This is a genomic window from Mesorhizobium sp. CA10, assembly GCF_020165285.1.
Classification (GTDB): domain Bacteria; phylum Pseudomonadota; class Alphaproteobacteria; order Rhizobiales; family Rhizobiaceae; genus Mesorhizobium.
The window spans coordinates 26,195-50,166 of record NZ_JAIUHV010000021.1; the positions used below are offsets into that span (position 1 = coordinate 26,195).

Consider the following 23,972-nt stretch of genomic DNA (forward strand, 5'->3'; position numbering starts at 1 on the left):
CCCAATCCGCAATCGAAAAACCCATGTAGCGGCCATGTGGACAAAATACGGCAGCGCGAAATTTGAGGACTCGGTTGCCGAATAATAACGCCGGGTGTTGTCGTCATGCAACGCTGCTTGCGGTTGCAGGCACCCGGCGGTTGGGGGTAGGTTCCGGCGGGTCAGCCGCCCGTCGCGGTTCCGGCCTTGGCGGCGGCAAACAGGGCAACCGCGTTGGTTATGCTTTGCGCCGCCTTGCCTCGCCAGTCGGCGTTCAGCAGTTGCGCCTCGTCCTTGTTATTGGAGAGGTAGCCGAGCTCGACCAGGACGGACGGCACGTCCGGGGCCTTGAGCACCCTGAAGCCGGCCGAGCGCTGCGGATTGTTGATCATGCCGACGCTTGTCGACAGCTGACCGACCAGCGTGTGAGCGAAGCTCATCGAAAAACCATGGGTCTCACGGCGGATCAGGTCGATCAGAATGTCAGTGACTTCCTTGTTGTCGTCCTCGATCTTCATTCCGGCGAACTGGTCGGACAGGTTCTCGCGATCGGCGAGCGCCTGGGCTTCCGGGTCGGAAGCCTTGTCGGAAAGCGTGTAGACCGTGGCGCCGCGAAGACCTTTGACGGCGATCGTATCGGCATGGACGGAGATCAAAAGATCGGCCTCGTGCTGGCGCGCGATGCGCACGCGTTCGTCGAGCGCCAGGTACACGTCGTTGTCCCGCGTCATGTAGACATCGTATTTGCCGACCGCGGCCAGCTTGTCGCGCAGTTCCTTGGCAAAAGCGAGCGTGACGTCCTTCTCGACCGTGCCGGCGGAGCTTTCGGCGCCGCCATCGACGCCGCCATGACCGGGATCGATAACCACCGTGAAGCGATGGCCGGGCGCCGAGACCGGTCCGGTGCCGACCCGTTCGCCTTTTCCGGTCGAAACCGTCGAACCAGTGGTCAGCGACTGGTTGGCGAGAGCTTCGTCGAACTCCCGCTCGGAGGCAGCCGACATATCGATGGCGATGCGGTAGCCGCTGCTGTCGTCATTCTTGAGCACGTCGAGCTTGTCGACGACGAAAGGGCCCTTGCCGGTGAGGATCAGGCGCGAGCCATGTCCCTGATCGCCATACCGAACGGCCCGTACAAGGCCGCGCGGCTTCACATCCTTGGCGTCGAGCGCGAATCGCGTGCGCGGCAGATCGACGACCAGGCGATTGGGACCGCGCAGCAGGAACCATTTGACGTCCGGCTCGTGGTCGAAATTCACCACGATACGCATTTTGGTGGCGTCGCCGGCCATCTTGTAGCCAGTCGCGCCAAGCAGGGTTTCGGCGTGCGCGGCGGCGACGAAACAGGACAGGACCGCCAGCAGCAAGCCAGTCCACGTCACGCGCAGGAGATGCCCGGCGACCCCACCTCTCTTGTCTGCGGCGCCCGCCGATCCCATCTCTTGTCCGTCGCTCCCGGTTTGACGCATTGCGCCCGGTCTTCTCGCAGAATGCCTGTCAGGCCGCCAACTCGATTAACGATTGGTATTCAGAGAAGGTTAACCAAGCCTTTCATAGAGCGGGACGAAGGTGCCTTCCCCAGGGGAAGCGCTTTTTGCCGGCATCCGAAATCGGGGTTGCCTTCCATCCCGCCAAATCATAAAAGCGACATTGGATCACTGCAATCCTGGAACCGCTCGCCTCAGCAGTTTCCTGCCAAAGGCTGGATGCAAAGGCGGCTCCTTTACCTTCCAGGCTCAGGTGGTCGCGACGATTTTCGCAGGCGTGCCCTCGTGGCGGGGGAATCGCTTGCGTGAGGAAAACGGCCGGGTTTGCCCCGCGCCGGCTCTTTATGAGCAAACAAGCTGGTCCGGCTTAGCCCGGGCTTTGGTTCAAAAGGTTCTGCCGGGTGCCGATGGCTTCAAGCGCAATCATGGAAAGGTCCGCATCAAACCGCGCCGTAATGGCTGCGGGCGGCACCGCCATTGCGCTCAAGCGGCGGCCGGCGGACATTCAATTATCCGGCATGCACACAGATACAGGCGCACAGCGGCGGGCATTGCCACGCCAGCTGCGGCCGTCGGCTGCCGGCAGGAAACAAAATAATGCCCAACAAGATGCTGATAGACGCCTCCCACCCGGAGGAAACACGCGTTGTTGTCGTTCGCGGTAACCGCATCGAAGAATTCGACTTTGAATCCCAGGACAAAAAGCAGCTCAAAGGAAACATCTACCTCGCCCGCGTAACCCGCGTGGAACCGTCCCTCCAGGCAGCCTTTGTCGAATATGGCGGCAACCGTCACGGTTTTCTCGCCTTTAGCGAAATTCATCCCGATTATTACCAGATCCCGGTCGCCGACCGTCAGGCTCTGCTGCGCGCCGAGGCGCAGGAGGCCGAGGACGAAGACGACGAGGAGGCCGAGAACGGCGAAGAGCAGCAGGCGCGCGACCGCGGCGGCCGGCGCAACCGCCGGCGCGGCGGCAAGAACCGCGACCGCGGCGAACACAAGCACGCTTCCTCCGAGAACGAGGAAAGCCCGGCCGAAGCAATAGCCGTTGACGAAACCGCCGCTGCGGTTGCCGAGGGCGAGGAAGCCGCTGGCGGGGCCGCCGCTATCCCGGCAGAAAATGCCGGAACAGCCTCCGAGACCGTCGAGGCCGTATCGGAAGCGGCTGAAGGACCCGCCGCCGAGGCTGGCGGAGATGACGCCACGGACAACGACAATGGCAAGCCTTCCGAAGGCGGTCCTATTTCGATTGCCGCGAGCATCGATGCCGACGTGATTTCCGAGGCGATGCCGCAGGCCGATCAGCAGAGCGGCGAAGCCGCCGCCAGCGACGATGATCGCGGCATGCTGGAGGACGTCTCGGCCTCGCATTCGGACGAGCACGAGGTCGAATCGGTCGGCGCCGAGGACGCGCTCGAGGAAATCCGCAACCGCCGCAAGCCGGTGCGCCGCCAGTACAAAATCCAGGAAGTCATCAAGCGCCGGCAGATCCTTTTGGTGCAGGTGGTCAAGGAAGAACGCGGCAACAAGGGCGCGGCGCTCACCACCTATCTGTCGCTTGCCGGCCGCTATTCGGTGCTGATGCCGAACACGGCGCGCGGCGGCGGCATCTCGCGCAAGATCACCAACGCCCAGGACCGCAAGCGGCTGAAGGAGGTCGTGGCCGATCTCGACGTGCCGCAGGGCATGGGTGTCATCCTGCGCACCGCCGGCGAGAGCCGCACCAAGGCCGAGATCAAGCGCGACTACGAATATCTGATGCGGCTTTGGGAAAACGTCCGCAACCTGACGCTGCAGTCCTCGGCCCCGGCCCTGGTCTATGAGGAAGGCAGCCTGATCAAGCGTTCGGTGCGCGATCTCTACAACAAGGACATCGACGAGATCCTTGTCTCCGGCGAAGACGGCTACCGCGAGGCCAAGGATTTCATGCGCATGCTGATGCCGAGCCACGCCAAGGTGGTTCAGCCATTCCGCGACACCACGCCGATCTTCGTGCGCAACGGCATCGAAGCGCAGCTCGACCGCATGCTGCAGCCGCAGGTGACGCTGAAGAGCGGCGGCTATATCATCATCAACCAGACCGAGGCGCTGGTTGCGATCGACGTCAACTCCGGCCGCTCCACCAAGGAGCATTCGATCGAGGAGACCGCGCTCCACACCAATCTGGAAGCGGCAGAGGAAGTCGCGCGGCAGTTGCGATTGCGCGACCTTGCCGGCCTGATCGTCATCGACTTCATCGACATGGAGGAGAACCGCAACAACCGCTCCGTCGAGAAGCGGCTGAAGGATCACCTCAAGAACGACCGCGCCCGTATCCAGGTAGGCCGCATCTCGCACTTCGGCCTGATGGAAATGTCGCGCCAGCGCATCCGCGCCAGCGTGCTGGAATCGACCATGAAGCCTTGCCCGCATTGCGGCGGCACAGGCCATGTGCGCTCCGATTCCTCCGTGGCGCTGATGGTCGTGCGGGCGATCGAAGAATTCCTGCTCAAGGATTCGCGCAGCCACATCATCGTGCGCACACCGCCGGCGACCGCGCTCTATGTGCTCAACCACAAGCGCGCCAACCTGGTGGAGCTGGAAGCCCGCTTCGGCCTGACCATCACGATCGAGGCTGACGAGACGCTCGGCACCCAGCACTACGCGATCTTCCGCGGCGCCATTGCCGAGAAGCCGGAAGGCTTCGTCGAGGTGCGCAGCCTGCCGGCCTATGTCGAGCCGGAAGAGCCCGAGGACGAGATCGTCGTCGAGGAAGCGGAGGAGGAAGTCTCGGTCCAGCCCGAACAGCCGCGCCACGCGCAGCAGGGCCAGCACCAGCAGCGGTCCGAGGATGGCGAAGGCCGTGACCGCAAACGGCGCAAGCGCCGGCGGCGGCGCGGCGGCAGGGATCGCGACCGCGAGCACAATGGTGACGTCGCGGCGGCGCCGATGGAAGCCGGCGAAACCGATGACGACGATATGACGCAAGAGGCCGCCGACGAGGCAACCGCCGGCGGCGAGGCTGTAGCGGCCGCTGCCGACGACGGTTCCGGAAAGAAGCGCCGGCGCGGGAAGCGCGGCGGTAAGCGCAACCGACGTGAAGACGAAGCTTCGGAGGCCGTTGCCGGCGAAACCGTGGGCGACATCGAGGGTGAGCCGGTTGAAGGCCAGGATGCCGTAAGCGAGCCGGCAATGGCCGCTCCTGCCGAGGAACCTGCTGCTCCCGCCGCGGCTAATGACGATGCCGAGGCGGTCGAAAAGCCGAAGAAGCCCCGCCGTTCGAGGGCTAAGAAGGTGGCTGAGGAAGCCGCGGCCGAGACGGTATCGGAGGCTGTGGCCGAGGCTCAGGTCGCGCCCCCGGCTGTCCAGCCCGAGCCGGAGCCGGCCGCTGCCGCTCCCGCGGCCACCGAGGCGGAGCCTGCCACCAACGCCCATCCGACGCGGCGCAAGCCACAGTCAGTCGACGCGCCGGTTGTTCCCGTCGTGTCTTCGAACGTCTCCGACGAGGCGAAGGCCGAAGACAAGCCGAAGCGCGCCGGCTGGTGGCAGCGCAAGGGTTTTTTCTAGATCTTTCAGATCGTTAGGCTGATTTTTTGAGACAGCCCCGCGCCGCATCCGGCGCGGGACTTTTCATTTCGCCGACAGGCTTTCTCAACGCAGTTCGGGATGGAAAACCGCCAACGCTTGCTGCTTTCACGGCGCGAAGATCGACCAGTTCATCAGCCGGGCGAGTTTTTCCAGCGCGATGGAGCCGAGCTTGGAGTTGCCGTTCTCGTTGAGGCCGGGCGACCACACCGCCAGCGAAGCAACCCCTGGCACGATGCCGAGAATGCCGCCGCCGACACCGCTTTTGCCGGGGATGCCGACGCGGAAAGCGAAATCGCCGGAACCGTCATAGTGGCCGCAGGTCAGCATCAGCGCGCCGATGCGGCGTGCCCGTTCGGCCGAGACGACCGAATGCCCGGTCGCCGGATTCCTGCCGCCATTGGCTAGAAATCGGCCGGCCATGGCGAGCTGACGGCAGCTCATGGCAACCGCGCAATGGTGGAAATAGACACCCAGCGCTAGCTCGGGAGCATGATGGAGATTGCCGAAGGATTTCATGTAGTTGGCCAGGGCAAAGTTGCGGTGGCCGGTGGCGCGCTCGGATGCCGCCACCTCGCGATCGATGACGATCGTGTCGTCATCGGCGAGGAACTGGATAAAACGCAGGATTTCGCCGATCGCCTCGCGCGGCTGATGGCCGGCGAGCATGACGTCGGAGACGACGATGGCGCCGGCATTGATGAACGGATTGCGCGGGATGCCGTTCTCATGCTCGAGCTGGACGATCGAGTTGAACGGGTTGCCGGATGGCTCGCGGCCGACGCGATGCCATAACGCATCGCCGACCTTGCCCAGCGCCAGCGTGAGCGTGAAGACTTTCGAGACGCTCTGGATCGAAAAGGGCTGATCGGCATCACCGGCCAGTATGACGCGGCCGTCATTGGTCACGGCGGCAATGCCGAATTTCTTCGGATCGACCTTGCCCAACTGCGGGATGTAGGTCGCCACCTCGCCGCGATCGGCGCGCTCCGCCATTTCGGCCGCGACTTCGGCCAGTGCCTGCTCGAGTTCCGGCATCTATTTCAGCCAGCGTTCGATGCGCGCCAGCGCCTCGACCATGTCGTCATGGCTGCCGGCATACGAAAAGCGCATGGTGCGATGACCCTGCAGCGGATCGAAATCGCGGCCGGGCGTTGCTGCGACATGCGCCTCGGCCAGCATCTTGCGCGCAAAGGCCATGCTGTCGTTGGTGTGGCGCGTGACATCGCAGAACGCATAGAAGGCGCCGTCCATCGGCGCGGCGAGCGCAAAGCCGAGTTCCGGCAGGCGCTTCATCAGAAGGTCGCGGTTCCAGGCGTAGCGCGCCTTCACCCTTTCCAGTTCCTGCGTTGCCTTGAATGCCTCGATCGCCGCGACCTGCGACAGTTCAGGCGGCGAGATATAGAGGCTCTGGGCAACACGCTCGACCGGCCGCACAAGCTCTTCCGGCAGCACCATCCAGCCGATCCGCCAGCCGGTCATGCAATAGTATTTCGAGAAGGAATTGATCGCGGTCACGCCGGGGCCGTGCGCCAGGGCGGTGACATCCGGCGCCGCGTAGGCCAGCCTGTGATAGATCTCGTCGGAGATCACGGCGATGCCGAGCTCCTCGGCGGTTTTCACCAGCGCGGCAAGCTCATCGGCCGGAATCACCGCGCCGGTCGGATTGGCGGGACTGGCGAACAGCACGCCCTTCAGCGGCTTCCCGCGATGCGCGACCTTGAGGTGCTCGGCATGCAGGTAGGCATCCGAGCCGAGCTCGATCTCGACGATCTCGATACCGAGCGCGGCCATGATGTTGCGGTAGGCGGGATAGCCGGGCGCGGCGATGGCGACACGGTCGCCCGGATCGAACATGGCCAGGAAAGCCAGGCTGAAGGCGGCAGATGAGCCGGTCGTGACGGCAATGCGCGATGGCGCGACGTCGATACCGTAGTGCTCGCCGTAATGCCCCGCGATCGCCTTGCGCAGATCGGCCAAGCCCAAAGCGTCGGTGTAGCCGATGCGGCCATGCCGCAGGGCCGCGGCCGCCGCCTCGCGGACGCCGACCGGCGCGGGATCCGACGGCTGGCCGACCGCCATCGACACCACGGGCACGCCGGTGGCCTTCAGCCGGTTGGCTTCGGCCAGGATGTCCATGGCGTGGAACGGCTCGACTTCCCCGCGGCGCGAAAGCGAAACGACCATCTGACCTCTTCCAACTGCTCTATTTGGGCGAATTCTGGACGCAAGCCAGAGCAGACTTGCCCTAACTGCCCTAGTTACGGGACAGCGCCGCACAAATGCCCGATTGATGTGGGGATCACAAGCGCGCAGGAAGTTGCCGGCGCCGACTTTTCATCTTTCGCCCGCTCGTCTATCAGTGGACCTATGTTGAGCCGACCCCGACCGTTAATTGGCAAAGCGACCTCACTCAGCCGAACCGCGCGCGGCTTCGCGACGATTCTGCTAGCCGCTACCGTTGCTTTATCGAGCTCGGTCAGCGCCTTCGCGCAGGGCGTGCCGGTGGTGCGCGACGCCGAGATCGAGGCGCTGGTGCGCGATTATGCCCGGCCGATCTTCAAGGCGGCGGGGCTTGCCAATGACGGCATCGACATCGTTCTGGTCAACGACCAGAGTTTCAACGCCTTCGTCACCGGGCGGCGGCTGTTCATCAACACCGGCGCGCTGGTGACTGCCGAAACGCCGAACGAGATCATCGGCGTCATCGCGCACGAGGCCGGCCACATCGCCGGCGGCCACCAGGAGAAATTGCGCGACCAGCTCGACCGCGCCAAGACCATGGCCATCATCGCCACGCTGCTCGGCGCCGGCGCCATGGTGGCCGGCGCCACCACCAACAGCCGCGGCCTTGCCGGCGCCGGCATGGGGGTAGCCGCCGGCGGCGGCGAGATGGCGCAGCGCTCGATTCTGGCCTATCAGCGCACCGAAGAGATCACCGCCGACCGTTCGGCGATCACCTATCTGAACGCCACCGGCCAGTCCGGCATGGGCATGCTGAAGACCTTCGCCCGCTTCCAGAGCGCTCTCTCGCTCGCCGGCACCCAGGTCGATCCCTACCGGATCAGCCATCCGATGCCGCAGGAGCGCATCGCCAACCTCGAAGTCCTCGTCAAGCAAAGCCCCTTCGTCAACGCTGTCGACCCGCCGGCACTGCAGCAGCGGCACGACATGATGCGCATCAAGATCGCGGCTTATATGCAGGGTCAGGCAGCCGTCGCGCGGCTGATGCGCAAGAACCCGACCAGCCTCGCCTCGCGTTACGGCGACGCGCAGCAGACCTATCTTTACGGCAATCCGGGCGCGGCGCTCGCCAAGACGGCGGCGCTGATCAAGGAACAACCGAAGAACCCCTATTTCCACGAACTGCGCGGCGACATCCTGATGAAGGTCAACAAGCCGAAGGACGCGGCGGACGCCTATGCCAAGGCGGCCAGCCTCGATCCCGCGCGCTCCGGCCTGCTGCTGGTTTCGGTCGGCCAGTCGCTGATGGCGGTCGGCACGCCCGATTCGCTGAAAAAGGCTGTCACCCAGCTTAACAACGGCGTCGCACGGGACAGGGAGAATTCCGAAGCCTATCGTTTTCTGGCGCAGGCATATGGCGAGCTCGGCGACATTCCGGCTGCCGATCTTGCCACCGCCGAGGGTCACTATTATGCGGGCGACTACAAAAACGCTAAGATCTTCGCCATGCGCGCTCAACAGAAATTGAAGCGCGGCGAACCCCGCTGGGTCCGTGCGCAGGATATTATAAACTACACGCCATCGAACAAACTCAAATAAACCTCCCGGGCCCTGGCGGCGACCAAGGCGGACCGGAACGGGCAAAAGGAACGACGATATGAACAAGGCAATCCTGCTTGGCAGCGCCGGCGGTCTGGCGGTGGCGCTCGGCATGCTGGCTTTCGGCTTCATGGCGGGAACCCCGCAGCCCGCGAGGGCCGACACCGTGCAAGTCGCCCAGGTCACGTCTTCCACCGATACCAAGGTCTCCGCCGATACCAAGATCGATCGCAAGGAGGTCGAAGGCATCATCCGCGATTATCTCTTGAAGAATCCGGAAGTTCTGCTCGAGGTGCAGGACGCGCTCGAGGCCAAGCAGAAGGAAGAGCAGCGGCTCGCCGCACTCGGCGTCATCAAGAACTCCAAGGACGAGATCTTCAACTCGACCTTCGACGGCGTCGTCGGCAACCCGAAAGGCAAGGTCACGATCGTCGAGTTCTACGATTACAATTGCGGCTTCTGCAAACGCGCCATCGAGGACATGCAGGCGCTGACCAAGTCCGATCCGGACCTGCGCTTCGTACTCAAGGAGTTCCCGATCCTCAGCCCGGATTCGCAGAAGGCCAGCGTCGTGTCCATGGCGTTCCACCTGATGCATCCGGAGAAGTATCGTGAGTTCCACACCGCGCTGCTCGGCGGCCAGGGTCGCGCCACCGAGGCGACCGCGATCAAGGTGGCGCTTTCGCTCGGCGCCGACGAGGCAGCGCTGCGCGAGAAGATGAAGGACCCGCGCATCGCCGAAACGCTCTCGCGCACCTATGATCTTGCGACGAAACTGTCGATCACCGGCACGCCGTCCTATGTCGTCGGCAACGAGGTGATCTTCGGAGCGCTCGGCCAGCAGGTTCTGGCGGAAAAGATCGAAGAGGCAAAAAGCGCGCTCTAGGCGCGCCCGCGGTGTAAAAGCCGGCCGCTGTGGACAGCGAAAGAACGCACTTGCGCTCTTTTCGCGGGCGGCTATGCCCATTATAGAGGCCCAGTGCGCCGGCTTGGGGTCGGCGCAGAACAAGGTCGGCATATTGAAAACGATTTTCGTCCTCAACGGTCCCAATCTCAATGCGCTCGGCAAGCGCGAGCCGGGGATTTATGGCGGCAAGACGCTTGCGGCCATCGCCGAGGACTGCAAGGCGGCCGGCGCCGCGCTCGGGCTCGAGATCGATTTTCGCCAATCCAACCATGAGGGCGATCTGGTCGACTGGATCCAGGAAGCCAGCGAGAAGGCGGCAGGCATCGTCATCAACCCCGGCGCCTACAGCCACACATCGATCGCCATCCATGACGCCATCCGCGCCGCAGCACCGCTGCCCGTCGCGGAAGTCCATCTTTCCAACATCCACGCGCGGGAGCCCTTCCGCCACGTCTCCATGGTCGCGCCGGTCGCTGTCGGCATGATCTGCGGGTTCGGGCCGCTCGGCTACACGCTCGCGCTGCAGGCACTGGCTGCACGCCTGTGACCGGCCCCCAAACAGAAGGCTCGAAAATGTCGATAAAAAAGAACGGTGTTGACCAGCAGCTGATCCGCGATCTGGCGGGCATTCTGAACGACACCAATCTGACCGAGATCGAGGTCGAGCTCGGCGACCTCAAGGTGCGCGTCTCGCGCCAGGCGCAGGCCGTCCATGCGGTTGCAGCGGCGCTGCCGGCGCCCGCCGCGGCTCCGGCGACCGCCGCGGCTCAGCCAGCAACGGCAGCCGCGGCCGCCGATATGTCCAAGAACGCAGTGCCCTCGCCGATGGTCGGCACCGCCTATCTGGCACCCTCGCCCGACGCCAAGGCGTTCATTGAGGTCGGCCAGAAGGTCAAGGAAGGCCAGACGCTGCTCATCATCGAAGCGATGAAGACGATGAACCAGATCCCCTCGCCGCGCGCCGGCACGGTGACGGCTATCCTCATCGAGGATGCCCAGCCGGTCGAATACGGCATGCCGCTGGTGGTTCTTGAGTAGCGCCGGGAACAATTAGGAGATGTTCCAGAAAATCCTCATCGCCAATCGCGGCGAAATCGCGCTCCGGGTGCTGCGCGCCTGCAAGGAGCTCGGCATCCAGACGGTGGTGGTCCACTCGACCGCGGATTCCGACGCCATGCATGTGCGGCTTGCCGACGAGAGCGTCTGCATCGGCCCGCCGCCGTCCCGCGAAAGCTATCTCAACATCCACCAGATCGTCGCCGCCTGCGAGATCACCGGCGCAGATGCCGTGCATCCGGGCTACGGCTTCCTGTCGGAGAACGCCAAGTTCGCCGACATCCTAGCGGCCCACAACATCACCTTCATTGGCCCGTCAGGCGACCATATCCGCGTCATGGGCGACAAGATCGAGGCCAAGCGCACGGCGAAGCGTCTCGGCATCCCCGTCGTGCCTGGATCCGATGGCGCGATCAGCGAAGAGAAGGAAGCCAAGCGCGTCGCCGCCGAGATCGGCTATCCGGTGATCATCAAGGCCTCCGCCGGCGGCGGCGGCCGCGGCATGAAGGTGGCGCACACCGAGGCGGACCTCGAAGTCGCCTTGCAGACGGCCAAGTCGGAAGCAGGCGCGGCCTTCGGCGACGACGCCGTCTACATCGAGAAATATCTGCAGAAGCCGCGCCATATCGAGGTGCAGGTGTTCGGCGACGGGGCCGGCCGAGGCGTGCATTTCGGCGAGCGCGACTGCTCGCTGCAGCGGCGCCACCAGAAGGTCTGGGAGGAAGCCAATTCCCCCGCGCTCAATGCCGAGGAGCGTTCGCGCATCGGCGGCATCTGCGCCAGGGCTATCGCCGATCTCGGCTATTCGGGCGCCGGCACGATCGAGTTCCTCTACGAGAATGGCGAGTTCTATTTCATCGAGATGAACACGCGTCTTCAGGTCGAGCATCCGGTGACCGAAGCGATCACCGGCATCGACCTCGTGCATGAGCAGATCCGCGTCGCCTCGGGCGGCGGGCTGTCGGTCAAGCAGGAAGACATCAAGTTCAACGGCCATGCCATCGAGTGCCGTATCAACGCCGAGGATCCGCGCACCTTCACGCCCTCGCCCGGCACGATCACGCATTTCCATACGCCCGGCGGCCTCGGTATCCGTGTCGATTCCGGCGTCTATTCGGGCTACAAAATCCCGCCCTATTACGACAGCCTGATCGGCAAGCTGATCGTGCATGGCCGCAACCGCGTCGAATGCATGATGCGGCTGCGCCGCGCGCTCGACGAATTCGTCGTCGACGGCATCAAGACGACGCTGCCGCTGTTCCGCGACCTGGTCGGCAATCCCGACATCGCCAATGGCGACTACGACATCCACTGGCTGGAAAAATACCTGGCCAAGGGTGAATAGCACGGGGATGCGATGACCCGCCCCTACGCACCAGGCTATCGCATTCCGACCGACCTGCTGCTTCGAGCTTACGCTTCCGGCGTCTTCCCGATGGCCGAGAGCGCCAACGACCCGGAAGTGTTCTGGGTGCGGCCGGAAACGCGCGGCATCATTCCGCTGGACGGATTCCACACACCGCGCAGCCTGAAAAAGACGATCCGCAAGCATCCGTTCGAGATCCGCTACGACTTCGATTTCGAGGCGACGATCGACGGCTGCGCCGAAAAACGCGAGGAGCGCCGCTCGACCTGGATCAACGCGCCGATCCGCGAAGCCTATGTCGAGCTCTATCGCCTGGGCCACTGCCATTCGGTCGAAGCATGGCGCGAGGAACGGCTGGTCGGCGGCCTCTATGGCGTCTCGCTCGGACGCGTGTTCTTCGGCGAAAGCATGTTCGCCAGGGAGACCGACGCGTCGAAGACCTGTCTCTACCATCTCGTCGAGCGGCTGAAGGCGCGCGGCTTCGCGCTGCTCGACACGCAGTTCACGACCGAGCATTTGAAGCGCTTCGGCGCTGTCGACGTGCCCCGCGGCCAGTATGAGAAGCTGCTCGCAGAGGCCCTGAAGGGCGAGGCCGTCTTCTATCCTTGAGCCCGCGCTGCCGCCTCGATCGGCGTTTGCGAATGGAACATCATCTTCCAGCCGTCAGCGCGATGGACATAGCCGGTGCTGACGAGGGCAGCATAGGATTCGCCGTTCTCGCGCGTCGCGCGCGCCTCGTAAGTCAGCATGACGATGTCGCTGCCGGGCTCGACCATGCCCTTCAACTTGATGTCGAGGTCGCGCCATCTGTTGGGCTTGGCGGCGGTCTTTGCGAGATCGGCATTGGTCATCGCCTGCGCCATCTGCGGGAACGCCACCAGGCAATCCACATCGGCATTGGCTTCATAGTAAGCGGAATCGCCTGTCCAAAAGCCCTTCTCGATATCGAGAAGCTCCTGCTTGTTGGCCGTGATCGATCTGGTGGTCATCGCAGAATCCTCCTCGCCTGTCGCCGATCTGGAACGGCTCAAAGACGGGCAGGTTCCGAGATCAGTTCGTGTCGGTCGTGTCGTCCGGTGCCGGCGCCGCGTCAGCCGGTTCGGAGGCGGCGTCCGCCGGCTGCGCCGGGGCCCTCGGCTTGGCGGCTTCGGTCTTCGGCTTGCCTGCGTCGGCCTTGGCCGCGGTCGGCGGTGGCACGTCCGACTTCTGCTTGCAGCCCTTGAGCCAGACGTCATAGACGGCGTGCTCGACGGCGTTGAGGCCGGGGCTTTCGGCAAACATCCAGCCGGTGAAGATGCGGCGGATCTTGCGGTCAAGCGTGATCTCGTCGACCTCGACGAAGGAATCGGTCTTCGGCTGCTCCGTGTCCGGCCGCGAATAGCAGACGCGAGGCGTCACCTGCAAAGCGCCGAACTGAACGGTCTCGTCGATATAGACATCGAAGGTGATTATGCGGCCGGTGATCTTGTCGATGCCGGCGAACGCGGCCACCGGATTGGTGATGCGGTCGGAGACCGCAGGTGCAGCGGCCGGCGCCTGCGCGGCGGCGAACACCGCAGTCGAGGCAAGCAGAACGGACGTCGCCGCGATCAGCGCCTTTGAGATGTTGCCGAAAGAGCTCATGCAAAATACCGGTGGTTGCGCCCGGGTGATTCTCTCAACGCCCAAGGCTAGTCATGGCTGCGCAGTCAGCAAGCAGCTAAACGCCAATTGTGGCGACAAAGGACCGAAGCGGCGTCGTAGACGCGGATTACGATCCGGGCGTCCAGGCGTCGTAGTCGCCGGTCACCTGCGGGCGATGCTGGTTGGTCAGGATGGAACCCTGCGGACGATAGGCGCCGGGCGTTCCGGTCAGGTTCGGCCGATGCTCCTTCTGCCACTCGCGCGCCTTGTAGTTCTCGCTCGAGGGAGCGGTGTCGACGCGATGATGGATCCAGCCATGCCAGCCCGGCGGGATCTTCGAGGCTTCCGAGTAGTCGCGATAGATGACCCACCGGCGCGTGCGGCCTTCCGAATCGATGCCGCCCTCGTAATAGACGTTGCCGGCTTCGTCCTCGCCAACCCGCTTGCCGAAGCGCCAGGTGTGGAAGCGGGTGCCGAGCGTCTGGCTGTTCCACCAGGTGAAAAACTGCAGCAGGAAAGTCTTCATCCAAATCCTCGCGGCGGCAGCGGCTGCGCCTTTCCCCTGCTTATGGCGTCACGTCACCGCGAAGGCAAGGGTTTTGCCACACCCCGAATGGAAATGCTCCATGCGTTCATATCTTGATGCATGTCGTCGCCCCAGAACCGCTCCACGATTCTGGGCGACATGCATTAAATCGATGCAGTTGCCCTGCTGGCGGCAGCGCGGCTTGCCAAGCGCCGCCTGTCTTTCTAAAGCTCGGCCCGCCCGTTTCGGGGCACGCCTTGAGGAGGTGACGATTGAGCCGGGATCCGTCCGCCGACAGCCGGATCAGCGCCGAAGACATTCGCCGCCGCAAGGGCGGCGTGCCGATCGTTTGCCTTACCGCCTACACCTATCCGGTCGCCCGCCTGCTCGATCCGCATGTCGACCTGCTGCTGGTCGGCGACAGCGTCGCCATGGTTCTGCACGGCCACGCCACCACGCTCGGCGCCTCGTTGGAGATGATGATCGCGCACGGCCAGGCTGTGATGCGCGGCTCGGCCAAGGCCTGCGTGGTGGTCGACATGCCTGCGGGCAGCTACGAGACGTCGGCCGCCCAGGCCGTCGCTTTGGCGCGGCGCATCGTCGGGGAAACAGGCTGCCAGGCCGTGAAGCTTGAGGGCGGCGTCGACATGGCAGCCCAGATCGCGGCGATCGTCGCCGAAGGAATACCGGTCATGGGTCATATCGGCCTGCAGCCGCAATCGGTGGAGAAGGACGGCGGCTATAAGATCAAGGGCCGGACAGACGACAACATCGCGGCGCTCTTGCGCGATGCAGAGGCGGTGGAAAAAGCCGGTGCCTTCTCGGTGGTCATCGAGGGCACGATGGAGGCCGTGGCTGCGAAGCTTACCCGTCACATTTCCATACCGACCATCGGCATCGGCGCCAGTGCCGACTGCGACGGCCAGATCCTGGTGATCGACGACATGGTCGGCATGACCGTCGACCGCGTGCCGAAATTCGTCAAGGAATACGCCGACTTGCGCAGCATGATCGCGGATGCGGCGGCCCGCTATGCCGCCGAGGTGCGCAGCCGTGCCTTTCCTGGCCCCGACCACGTCTTCACGACAGCATCCGGCAAGGACGACACATGAACGCGCCAATCGTCGTCGACAGCGTCGCCGCGCTTCGGACGCAGGTCAGGAACTGGCGACAGGCCGGCCTGAAGGTCGCCATGGTGCCGACCATGGGTGCGCTGCATGACGGCCATATCTCACTGGTCAGGATCGCGCTCGAACGGGCCGATCGCTGCGTCGTCTCGATCTTTGTCAACCCGGCCCAGTTCGCGCCGACGGAGGATCTCGACAAATACCCACGCCAGCTGGCGCACGATCTCGACCGGCTTCGGGATGCGGGTGCGCATCTCGCCTTCACGCCGGGCGTAAACGAAATGTACCCCGCCGGTTTCGCCACGAAGATCTCGGTAGGCGGCCCCTCTCGCGGCCTGGAAACCGACTTCAGGCCGAGTTTCTTCGACGGCGTCGCGACCGTGGTAGCAAAACTCTTCCTGCAGGCGGCGCCCGATTGCGCCGTGTTCGGCGAGAAGGACTACCAGCAGCTTTGCGTCGTCAGGCAGCTCTGCCGCGACCTCGACCTGCCGGTCGAGATCGTCGGCGCGCCGACGGTGCGCGACGTCCATGGCCTCGCCATGTCGTCGCGCAATGCCTATCTCGGCGAAGCCGAGCTCGACATCGCACGCAAGCTCAACGTGATCCTGCGCCGCACCGCGGCGGCGCTTGCGGGCGGCGCGGATGAAACCGGCGCCACCGATGCAGCAGCGAAGGCCCTCGTCTCCGCGGGCTTCCAGAAGGTTGACTATGTCGCCGCGCGCGAAGCCGCGACGCTCAGCTCCTGGCGGAAAGACCGCGACGGCCGCCTGCTGGCGGCCGCCTGGCTCGGCACGACACGCCTGATCGACAATGTGGAAATTCCCTCCGCCTGATCGGACTTTCGTTCGATCAGGCTCGCCGCCTACTCTTCCGACGGCATATGCAGATACATCGATTGGATGCCGACGCGGCCTGGCCCGGTGAAGCGATTGACGACGAAATTCATGGCGGCGCCGAAGAAGCCGCTGGAAAGCCGGTCGATCCTCGTATCCATCTTCACCGAGGCGTCCTTGAACAGCCAGCCGCCCGGCTCGATGTCGATGGTCTCGCCGGGCGCCAGCACTTTCTCGAAGACATTGCCGTAACCGTGCAGCCAGACGATGCCGTCGCCTGTCTCGCCGCGGAAGCGGTCGATGAAGAAGCCGCTCTGGCCAAACAGCATCGTTCCCAGCCCGCGCACGCGCTCGAACGTGTAGTCGACGCTGGCGGTCGCGGCGAGGAACTGGTGCTCGCGCACCTGGATCTCCTCGCCGCGCCGAAGATGGATCGGCACGATATGGCCCGGTCCGTCGCGGCTGAAGGCGATGATGCCCGGCCCCGACGCCTCGGTGACGAATATCTGCATGCCGGCGATCATGCGCTTCAGCGCGCCCTTCAGCGATTTCAGGCCGATGGTGATGGCGGTGTTCTTCCAGAGCAGGATATGGTGCTCGAAATAAACCGGCATGTTGGTCACATCGACCGACAGCACCGGCACAAGTTCGCCGGCGACGTGATAGGTCACGCCGCCAAAAGTCTCGTCCGACACCTCGGTCGGCATCAGTTCAGGCAAGCTCGGCATGGCAATCCCCCATTTGCCGGCGGCGCCTCTGGCTAGTGGGAGAGCGGGACACCGGCGATGCGCAGCCTTGACCACGCGGGTCGGCGCGATCAAATCAAAACCGCGCGATGAATGGGGGCTCGCCGCCGACCTAGCGGAGCCGCTTCTCCATGATGAGGGCGGGCAGTCCCGAATAGCCGCCGCAATCGGCGGTTCTGCCTGTCGCGCGAAACCCGTTCGCCTCGTAGAAGGCGATCGCCGCGGCATTTGCTTCTTCGACCTCGAGGCGCAGCGTATGCATCTCCGGAAAGCTGGCTTCAACTTCATCGAGCAGCGACTGGCCAATCCCCTGCCGTTGGCAGGCCGGATGGACGTAAAGCTGGTTCAAAAGGACGATCTTCGGGTCGGTGGTGGCGGCAGCGAACGCCATGCCGCCGAGCCGCTTGCCGTCGTCAGCCACCAGGAACTCGGAATTCGGCCGCGCCAGCCGCGCCTTGAGCGAGGCGATCGAATGCCAGTCCTCGGTGATTTCAGTTACCCGCTTGCTGCCATAGACGGCGTCGTAAGTGGCATGCCAAGTCTCGACCAGCAACGCACGGACGGCTGCGAGATCGCGTTCGCTCGCCGTCCGCACGAACATCGCTAGCCCTCGATGCCGAGCTTGGCCTTGACGAGGTCGTTGACCGCCTGCGGGTTGGCCTTGCCGCCGGTCGCCTTCATCACCTGGCCGACGAACCAGCCGGCCATGGTCGGCTTGGCGCGCGCCTGCTCGGCCTTGTCGGGGTTGGCGGCGATCACCTCGTCGACGGCCTTCTCGATGGCGCCGGTGTCGGTGACCTGCTTCATGCCGCGGCTCTCGACGAGCTGGCGCGGATCGCCGCCCTCGTTCCAGACGATCTCGAACAGGTCCTTGGCGATCTTGCCCGAGATGGTGCCTTCCTTGATCAGGTCGATGACGGCGCCGAGCTGCTCGGGCGAAAGCGGAGCATTTTCAATATCTTTGCCGGCTTTATTGAGAGCGCCGAGCAGGTCGTTGATGACCCAGTTGGCGGCGAGCTTGCCGTCGCGGCCCGACGCCACCTTCTCGAAATAGTCGGCAATCGGCTTTTCCGACACCAGCACGGAAGCGTCGTAGGTCGACAGGCCAAGCGACGAAATCAGCCGCGCCTTCTTGTCGTCGGGCAGTTCCGGCAGGTGTTGCGCCAACGCGTCGACATAGGCCTGGTCGAATTCCAGCGGCAGAAGATCGGGGTCCGGGAAATAGCGATAGTCATGCGCCTCCTCCTTGGAGCGCAACGAGCGCGTCTCGCCCTTGACCGGGTCGAACAGGCGGGTCTCCTGGTCGATCTTGCCGCCATCCTCGAGGATGGCAATCTGCCGGCGCGCCTCGGATTCGATCGCCTGGCCGATGAAACGGATCGAGTTGACGTTCTTGATTTCGCAGCGTGTGCCGAATGCGCCGCCCGGGCGGCGCACCGAGACGTTGACGTCGGCGCGCAGCGAGCCTTCGTCCATGTTGCCGTCGCATGTGCCGAGATAGCGCATGATGGTGCGCAGCTTCGTCACATATGCCTTGGCCTCGTCGGCCGAGCGGATGTCGGGCTTGGAGACGATCTCCATCAGCGCCACGCCGGAACGGTTGAGGTCGACATAGGACATGGTCGCATGCTGGTCATGCATCGACTTGCCTGCATCCTGTTCCAGATGCAGGCGCTCGATGCCCACCTCGATATCCTCGAACTCGCCCTGGCGGTCGGGCCCGACGGAGACGATCACCTTGCCCTCGCCGACGATCGGCTGCTTGAACTGCGAGATCTGGTAGCCCTGCGGCAGGTCCGGATAGAAATAGTTCTTCCGGTCGAAGATCGATTTATGATTGATCGCGGCCTTCAGGCCGAGCCCTGTGCGGATCGCCTGCTTGACGCATTCCTCGTTGATGACCGGCAGCATGCCCGGCATCGCCGCATCGACCAGGCTTACATTGGCATTGGGCGCCCCGCCGAACGACGTCGAGGCGCCGGAAAAGAGTTTTGCCTCCGAGATCACTTGCGCATGCACCTCGAGCCCGATGATGATCTCCCAGTCGCCGGTGGCGCCAGGGATCAGGCGTTTTGCGTCGGGGGTGCGGGTGTCGATGATGCTCATGGATGGCCTACGGACTTAGAATTCGCGATATGCAGAACGCATATTTCGGTTGCGCAACTTCGCTAGTGCAAACCGCCCGGCGAGACAAGCGCAAAGCCGCGTACTGGCCCTTTCCGCCACTTTCGCCTAAAAGCATCCACTCCCAATGGAGAGTGGATGTCCACTTACGCTCAGTCCCGGTGAAGCCCTGACCTCCTAAGCGAGGCAGGGCAGAAAACCTGAAACCCCGTGCCGCGATGTCTGGCGGCGGCGGCTTTTGTTGTTTTTCCCGGGACTTCTCCAATGGACATATCGCGCAGCGCATGACCCCGAAAATCGGAATCGATTTTCGGAAAGGATCATGCGCCAAAACTAGAGTGCCACAGCGTCCTTTTGCGCGTCCAAGAGGACGCGCGGCGCTGTGGGGAACAGCGCATCCTGCACCTGCTCGCGCAGGGCGGGCGCATCGAAACCGGAAAGAACGAGAGCAGGAAGATCGCCTCGGTCCTGTGCCTGACCCGCGACGGCTGGCACTACCGGGGGTTCGACCTGGAACTCTTCCGAAAGTTGAGGCGCAAGAAGGCAGTTTCTTCGACCAACGGCGGTCCTTACCGCATCACCCGACGTGGGCTCGCGCTCGTGCGCGCCGAGCTCGACAATCGCTAATGTCCAATGCCGCCGGACGAAACGCCGGCGGCACCTTCCGTTTGCTTCAGGCCGTGGCGATATAGGCCCTGATCTCCTCGGCCTCGCGCTCGACATCCTCGATGCGGCGCTTGACCACGTCGCCGATGGAGACGATGCCGTCGAGCAGCCCGTTTTTCTCCACCGGCAGATGGCGGAAGCGGCCTCGCGTCATGATCTCCATCACCTCGTTGACGGTGTGGTTTTCGTTGCAGATCTTGACCTTCGGCGTCATCGCCGAGCGCACGGGGATGTCGAGCGCGGCGGCGCCCTCCTTGGCCACCACCCTGACGATATCGCGTTCCGAGAGAATGCCGACGATCTTGCGATCGCCATTGGTGATGACGAGCGCGCCGATCCTGTGCTCGGCCAGCATGCGAATGGCCTCGCTGAGCTTTTCATTGGGCCCGAGCGTGAACACGTCATGGCCCTTGCTTTCAAGAATTGCCTTAACCGTCATGGCGTCCTCCACTGCCTTTGACGCCCCCGGCGCCCTTAGGAAGACACTGGGTGCTTGGGCAACATCGTGCGCCGTGATTGGTTGCATTTCAAGTGCGCCTAAGGACTAGATCAGGAAGGCGTCTCGTTGAATCGCCATCCTGATCTATCTCTTGTTGGAGCATGATCTTCTCCGAAACCGGTTCCAACTTTTCGGGATCATGCCCTAGGCGGCAGCCAGCGGACGGTCGAAGAAACGCAATCCGAAAAAGCCGGCGACGAAGCCGCCGATATGGGCTTCCCAGGCGATCTGGCCGTCGATGCCCGGCGCGAAGCCGAGCAGGCCCGTGGCCAGATTGATCACCATCCAAACGCCAAGAAAGGTCATGACGCCGCGCGAACGCAACACCGATGCGACCGGCAGCGGCTCGCCGGCGAAGGCACCCCGGCCCGACGAACGGTCGACGCGGAAGCCGTAGCGCGCGGCCGCGCCCATCATCCCGGAGATCGCGCCCGATGCGCCGACGAGCGGCATCTCGCCATAGGGATGCAGTGCCCAGAACAGAGCGACTGAGGCCAGTCCGGTCACAGCGTAGAACATTGCGAAACGTAGCGCGCCAAGACGATTGGCGAGCGGCGAGCCGAAGGCTGCAAGCCAGATCATGTTGATGGCGATATGGGCGACGCCCCCATGCATGAACGCATAGGTGAACGGGCGCGTGAACAAGAACCAGTCGAAGCCGTATTGGCCGGTGTACAGCACCGGAATGAAGGCGCCGTCATAGAGCAGCGTCATTTGCTGCGTTTCGTTCAGCACATATTGCTGCAGCAGATAGACGACCGCGCAAATGCCGATCACGGCAAGCACCACCGGCGGCAGGTTGAACACAGGTTCGCGCCGCCGCGGCTCGGAAGCCTCGTCCGGCTGTGGTTCGTTTTCAGTGGGGCTTACGGGCTCGCTCATGCACCCTTGCAGGTCCGGGACTCGGCGTTTTCGACGAGCATGTAGATCACGCGCTTTGGAATCACAAACGGCTAATCGCCACAGCGCCCGCGCAGAAAAAGGCGAATCAGAGCAAGGGCCGAATCAAAAAGAAGGCCGTTCAGGTGTCCCCCTGAACGGCCGGTCGAGCCCCCTGCTCCCCATATACTCGTGACTGAAGTGCTGCCGATCGCTGCTGAAACGACCGTTTTGGAGTGGTTCTGATGTGCCACAGGCTTCTGCGGCACGCAATGTAAACCATTTGTTAACCTTAACGATCCCGAGGCGTGAACAAACGTTAACGATACTGGCACGCATCCTGCTCCGCACCGCATGAAGGTCATCGGAGGGCGCCCTGTCTGTTCGCCGATGGGACATCAAAAGACAGGTTGTGCGGAGCAGGATGGACATGAACGAAAAAGGATCGATCGCGCTGTTCCAATATTGGAACCAGCTGCGTGATGGCCGCCTTGCCCCGAAGCGATCGGAGGTGGAACCGGCGGACATCAAGTCGCTTCTGGCCGACACGTTCATCCTCGAGCGCGATACGCGCGGCGAGGCAGTGTTCCGGCTCGCGGGCACACGGCTCTGCGCCTATTATGGCCGGGAGCTCAAGGGCTTCTCCTTCCCTTCGCTGTGGCGCGAGAAGGATCAACGGCTGGTGTCGCGGCTCATGCAGGGCGTTTTCGATCAGAAATCGGTTCTGCTCATGACCTATGAGGGATTCAGCCGTAACGGCCGTTCCAACAAATTCGAGCTCCTGGCGCTGCCATTGGACGGCGGCGCGGAGAACCCGCGCTGCCTCGGCATCATCAGCACCGCCGACAAGCCGTTCTGGCTTGGTGCCGACCCGCTCGCCGACGCGCTCATCGATTCGATTCGGGTGATAGACCCCGAGAAGGAGCCGATGTTCCTGAAGAACCGTCCGGCGATCGACGTCCCCTCGCTCGTTCCGACCGAATTCGATGCTCCGGAGACCATTTCGGCGCTCGGCCGCGTGCGTCGCATCCGCCATCTCGTCGTCCTCGACGGCGGGCGTCACGAGTGAGCCCCGCCGTGTGAGGTTTCCCGTCGCTCTCGCTAGATTTTTCAGCGCTGCGCGTGCCCCAGGCCCAGGCTTTTGCGGCCGACTTTTCCCGTTTGTTAACCTGCTTTGCTGTAGCTTTTCGGGCGAAATTCCTCGCATCGTCGCGCGGAATGCCAACCGGGTGTAGGCAGTCATGAGGTCAGCGGCGGTAGAATATGCGCCGTCACGAGCTGAGCGGCGCAACTTCCAGCGTGTCCGCGTCAAGATCTACGGACGTTTCATGCTGGAAGACCGCACCGAGCATCCTTGCCAGGTGATCGATATGTCGCCCGGCAACGTTGCGTTGCGCACGGACCGGATCGGCATGCCGGGCGAGAAGGTTATCGCCTATATCGACCATATCGGTCGTGTCGAAGGCATCGTGACGCGTACGTCGCAGGACGGGTTCGCCATGACCGTCATCGCCTCGGAGCGCAAGAAGGACAAGCTTGCCGCGCAGCTCACCTGGCTTGCCAACAAGCATGAGCTCGACCTGCCCGAGGACCGCCGCCACGAGCGCGTGGCGCCGCGCAATCCGATGAGCGTCCTGCAGCTCACCGATGGGCGCCAGTATCAGTGCCGCATCATCGACCTGTCGCTCTCCGGTGCCGCCATCGAGATCGATGTCAAGCCGGCAATCGGCGTCCAGGTCACGTTAGGCACGATGCGCGGCCAGATCGTGCGCCATTTCGAGGACGGCGTCGCCATAGAATTCGCCGTCATCCAGCGGCCGGAAACTCTGGATCAGGAATTCAACGCGCCGCGGTCCTGACGCAAACCCGCACCGCAAGCGCGAAGCGAGCCGGCCTGTAGCGGCCGGTTTTTTTGTTGCCTGATTTTGGCGGGTCGGACGCGGATCGCCAGCGCTATCTAGATCTCACGCGAGCCGGCGAAATCTGAATAATCCGAAATCGCGGTAGTTCAAATTTTATGTTTATTCTACTGGCGTTTTACTCAATGTCTACTTCGGGTTTTTGCGTCAAATAAATCCCAACGTGGCACAGTCTCCGCAAACGGGGAGACTACAACAATGAAAATGACGAGGGGCAAGCTGTTGCTCTTGGCAATGGCGATGCAGCTTTCCGCCTGGGGTACGGCAAGCGCGGGACCGGCTTTCATGCATACGGGTGGCCGCACCACCCAGCCGGTCGGTCACTACGATTTCTGCCAGCGCATTCCGGTGGAATGCAATGAACGGACGCCGAAGGGTTCGCCGGTCGAGCTGACACGCAAGCTGTGGGCGACGATGGTCAACGTCAACAATTCGGTCAACACCCGCGTCAAGCCGCGCACGGACATGGAAATCTACGGCGTCGAGGAATACTGGGCCTATCCCGACAAAGGCTATGGCGACTGCGAGGATTACGCTCTGGAGAAGCGCCGCGAGCTGATGGCAGTGGGCGTGCCGGCCGGCAATCTGCTGATGACGGTGGTGCGCCAGCCGAACGGCGACGGCCATGCGGTGCTGACGGTGCGCACCAGCCTCGGCGAATTCATCCTCGACAATCTCGAGCCGAAAGTGCTCGCCTGGAACGACACGGTCTACACTTACCTCAAGCGTCAATCGACGGAGAATTCGGGCGTTTGGGTGACGATCAACGACGGCCGCGACGACGCGGTCGCCAGCGTCCGCTAAAGCGCCAAAGCGATCGGGTACGTCGCCGTGACGCGGCGGCGCGCCCAGGAAGAAAGCCCGGTCGAGTCCCCACCCTCCCCGTCC

At 63.5% G+C, this 23,972-nt stretch carries 25 protein-coding genes; 13 read left to right on the forward strand and 12 right to left on the reverse strand.

From position 1 onward, the window contains the following. Nucleotides 1-161: 161 nt before the first annotated feature. Nucleotides 162-1,418, reverse strand: a complete 1,257-nt coding sequence (locus tag LB535_RS27825; protein WP_411969622.1) for an N-acetylmuramoyl-L-alanine amidase — start codon at nucleotides 1,416-1,418, stop codon at nucleotides 162-164. Nucleotides 1,419-1,833: 415 nt separating this feature from the next. Further along, nucleotides 1,834-1,971: a hypothetical protein gene (locus LB535_RS27830; protein ID WP_176477023.1), complete on the reverse strand. Its 138-nt coding sequence runs from the start codon at nucleotides 1,969-1,971 to the stop codon at nucleotides 1,834-1,836. A 92-nt stretch (nucleotides 1,972-2,063) separates the two neighbouring features. Here LB535_RS27830 and LB535_RS27835 point away from each other — a divergent pair, with 92 nt between their 5' ends. Further along, nucleotides 2,064-5,012, forward strand: a complete 2,949-nt coding sequence (locus LB535_RS27835) for a ribonuclease E/G (RefSeq protein ID WP_224634454.1) — start codon at nucleotides 2,064-2,066, stop codon at nucleotides 5,010-5,012. Between the two features lie 126 nt (nucleotides 5,013-5,138). Here the strand turns inward: LB535_RS27835 and LB535_RS27840 are convergent, their stop codons facing one another. Next, the gene (locus LB535_RS27840; RefSeq protein ID WP_224634455.1) at nucleotides 5,139-6,068 is read right to left on the reverse strand and encodes a glutaminase; all 930 of its coding nucleotides are present in this window, start codon (nucleotides 6,066-6,068) and stop codon (nucleotides 5,139-5,141) included. Continuing rightward, nucleotides 6,069-7,217 carry a pyridoxal phosphate-dependent aminotransferase gene (locus tag LB535_RS27845; protein ID WP_224634456.1) on the reverse strand — a complete coding sequence of 383 codons (1,149 nt, stop codon included), beginning with the start codon at nucleotides 7,215-7,217 and terminating at the stop codon, nucleotides 6,069-6,071. It abuts the gene before it with no gap. Between the two features lie 183 nt (nucleotides 7,218-7,400). Here LB535_RS27845 and LB535_RS27850 point away from each other — a divergent pair, with 183 nt between their 5' ends. From LB535_RS27850 to aat, 6 genes are all read left to right on the forward strand, one after another. After that, entirely contained in the window at nucleotides 7,401-8,813 is a 1,413-nt protein-coding gene (locus LB535_RS27850; RefSeq protein WP_224634457.1) for a M48 family metalloprotease, read from the forward strand. A gap of 58 nt (nucleotides 8,814-8,871) precedes the next feature. Continuing rightward, nucleotides 8,872-9,699: a DsbA family protein gene (locus LB535_RS27855; RefSeq protein ID WP_224634458.1), complete on the forward strand. Its 828-nt coding sequence runs from the start codon at nucleotides 8,872-8,874 to the stop codon at nucleotides 9,697-9,699. 133 nt (nucleotides 9,700-9,832) lie between these two features. Then, on the forward strand, nucleotides 9,833-10,267 hold the full coding sequence (gene aroQ / locus LB535_RS27860; RefSeq protein ID WP_095767887.1) for a type II 3-dehydroquinate dehydratase: 435 nt from the start codon (nucleotides 9,833-9,835) through the stop codon (nucleotides 10,265-10,267). A 26-nt stretch (nucleotides 10,268-10,293) separates the two neighbouring features. Continuing rightward, nucleotides 10,294-10,758 (forward strand): acetyl-CoA carboxylase biotin carboxyl carrier protein, encoded by a 465-nt coding sequence (accB, locus tag LB535_RS27865; RefSeq protein ID WP_095767608.1) that lies wholly within the window; start codon nucleotides 10,294-10,296, stop codon nucleotides 10,756-10,758. A 19-nt stretch (nucleotides 10,759-10,777) separates the two neighbouring features. Further along, nucleotides 10,778-12,121 carry an acetyl-CoA carboxylase biotin carboxylase subunit gene (gene accC, locus LB535_RS27870; RefSeq protein WP_224532345.1) on the forward strand — a complete coding sequence of 448 codons (1,344 nt, stop codon included), beginning with the start codon at nucleotides 10,778-10,780 and terminating at the stop codon, nucleotides 12,119-12,121. A 12-nt stretch (nucleotides 12,122-12,133) separates the two neighbouring features. Beyond that, nucleotides 12,134-12,751: a leucyl/phenylalanyl-tRNA--protein transferase gene (gene aat, locus LB535_RS27875; RefSeq protein WP_095767610.1), complete on the forward strand. Its 618-nt coding sequence runs from the start codon at nucleotides 12,134-12,136 to the stop codon at nucleotides 12,749-12,751. Here the strand turns inward: aat and LB535_RS27880 are convergent. The 3 genes from LB535_RS27880 to LB535_RS27890 form a co-directional block, all read right to left on the reverse strand. Then, the gene (locus LB535_RS27880) at nucleotides 12,742-13,131 is read right to left on the reverse strand and encodes a hypothetical protein (RefSeq protein ID WP_095767611.1); all 390 of its coding nucleotides are present in this window, start codon (nucleotides 13,129-13,131) and stop codon (nucleotides 12,742-12,744) included. The two genes, aat and LB535_RS27880, sit on opposite strands and share 10 nt — an antisense overlap. 61 nt (nucleotides 13,132-13,192) lie before the next feature. Further along, the gene (locus tag LB535_RS27885; protein ID WP_224608868.1) at nucleotides 13,193-13,765 is read right to left on the reverse strand and encodes a DUF2155 domain-containing protein; all 573 of its coding nucleotides are present in this window, start codon (nucleotides 13,763-13,765) and stop codon (nucleotides 13,193-13,195) included. A 127-nt stretch (nucleotides 13,766-13,892) separates the two neighbouring features. Next, nucleotides 13,893-14,291 (reverse strand): NADH:ubiquinone oxidoreductase subunit NDUFA12, encoded by a 399-nt coding sequence (locus LB535_RS27890; protein WP_140541355.1) that lies wholly within the window; start codon nucleotides 14,289-14,291, stop codon nucleotides 13,893-13,895. 272 nt (nucleotides 14,292-14,563) lie between these two features. On the opposite strand from LB535_RS27890, the gene panB reads away from it, so the two are divergent. After that, a complete protein-coding gene (gene panB, locus LB535_RS27895) occupies nucleotides 14,564-15,403 on the forward strand; it encodes a 3-methyl-2-oxobutanoate hydroxymethyltransferase (protein ID WP_224634459.1) in 840 nt (279 codons plus the stop codon). Further along, the gene (panC, locus tag LB535_RS27900) at nucleotides 15,400-16,251 is read left to right on the forward strand and encodes a pantoate--beta-alanine ligase (RefSeq protein ID WP_224634460.1); all 852 of its coding nucleotides are present in this window, start codon (nucleotides 15,400-15,402) and stop codon (nucleotides 16,249-16,251) included. Before panB ends, panC begins: the two co-directional genes overlap by 4 nt. Nucleotides 16,252-16,280: 29 nt before the next feature. Here the strand turns inward: panC and LB535_RS27905 are convergent, their stop codons facing one another. The 3 genes from LB535_RS27905 to gatB all read right to left on the reverse strand — a co-directional run bounded on the left by LB535_RS27905 (nucleotide 16,281) and on the right by gatB (nucleotide 19,103). Then, the gene (locus LB535_RS27905) at nucleotides 16,281-16,979 is read right to left on the reverse strand and encodes an AIM24 family protein (protein WP_140541352.1); all 699 of its coding nucleotides are present in this window, start codon (nucleotides 16,977-16,979) and stop codon (nucleotides 16,281-16,283) included. 130 nt (nucleotides 16,980-17,109) lie between these two features. Next, nucleotides 17,110-17,598, reverse strand: coding sequence for a GNAT family N-acetyltransferase (locus LB535_RS27910; protein WP_224634461.1), 489 nt, complete (start codon nucleotides 17,596-17,598; stop codon nucleotides 17,110-17,112). Nucleotides 17,599-17,600: 2 nt separating this feature from the next. Next, complete coding sequence (gene gatB, locus LB535_RS27915; RefSeq protein ID WP_224634462.1) at nucleotides 17,601-19,103, reverse strand: Asp-tRNA(Asn)/Glu-tRNA(Gln) amidotransferase subunit GatB; 1,503 nt, start codon at nucleotides 19,101-19,103, stop codon at nucleotides 17,601-17,603. Between the two features lie 372 nt (nucleotides 19,104-19,475). Here gatB and LB535_RS27920 point away from each other — a divergent pair, with 372 nt between their 5' ends. Then, entirely contained in the window at nucleotides 19,476-19,748 is a 273-nt protein-coding gene (locus LB535_RS27920) for a YjhX family toxin (RefSeq protein ID WP_224634463.1), read from the forward strand. A gap of 46 nt (nucleotides 19,749-19,794) precedes the next feature. Here LB535_RS27920 and LB535_RS27925 read toward each other — a convergent pair whose 3' ends face one another. Next, nucleotides 19,795-20,226: a CBS domain-containing protein gene (locus LB535_RS27925; RefSeq protein WP_095767888.1), complete on the reverse strand. Its 432-nt coding sequence runs from the start codon at nucleotides 20,224-20,226 to the stop codon at nucleotides 19,795-19,797. Nucleotides 20,227-20,430: 204 nt separating this feature from the next. After that, nucleotides 20,431-21,168: a rhomboid family intramembrane serine protease gene (locus tag LB535_RS27930; protein WP_140842796.1), complete on the reverse strand. Its 738-nt coding sequence runs from the start codon at nucleotides 21,166-21,168 to the stop codon at nucleotides 20,431-20,433. 427 nt (nucleotides 21,169-21,595) lie between these two features. Here LB535_RS27930 and LB535_RS27935 point away from each other — a divergent pair, with 427 nt between their 5' ends. The 3 genes from LB535_RS27935 (at nucleotide 21,596) to LB535_RS27945 (ending at nucleotide 23,888) form a co-directional block, all read left to right on the forward strand. Then, complete coding sequence (locus LB535_RS27935; RefSeq protein WP_224532340.1) at nucleotides 21,596-22,234, forward strand: PAS domain-containing protein; 639 nt, start codon at nucleotides 21,596-21,598, stop codon at nucleotides 22,232-22,234. 172 nt (nucleotides 22,235-22,406) lie between these two features. Further along, nucleotides 22,407-23,024, forward strand: coding sequence for a PilZ domain-containing protein (locus tag LB535_RS27940; protein ID WP_095767620.1), 618 nt, complete (start codon nucleotides 22,407-22,409; stop codon nucleotides 23,022-23,024). Nucleotides 23,025-23,282: 258 nt separating this feature from the next. Continuing rightward, entirely contained in the window at nucleotides 23,283-23,888 is a 606-nt protein-coding gene (locus LB535_RS27945; RefSeq protein WP_140842791.1) for a transglutaminase-like cysteine peptidase, read from the forward strand. Nucleotides 23,889-23,972: the final 84 nt, after the last annotated feature.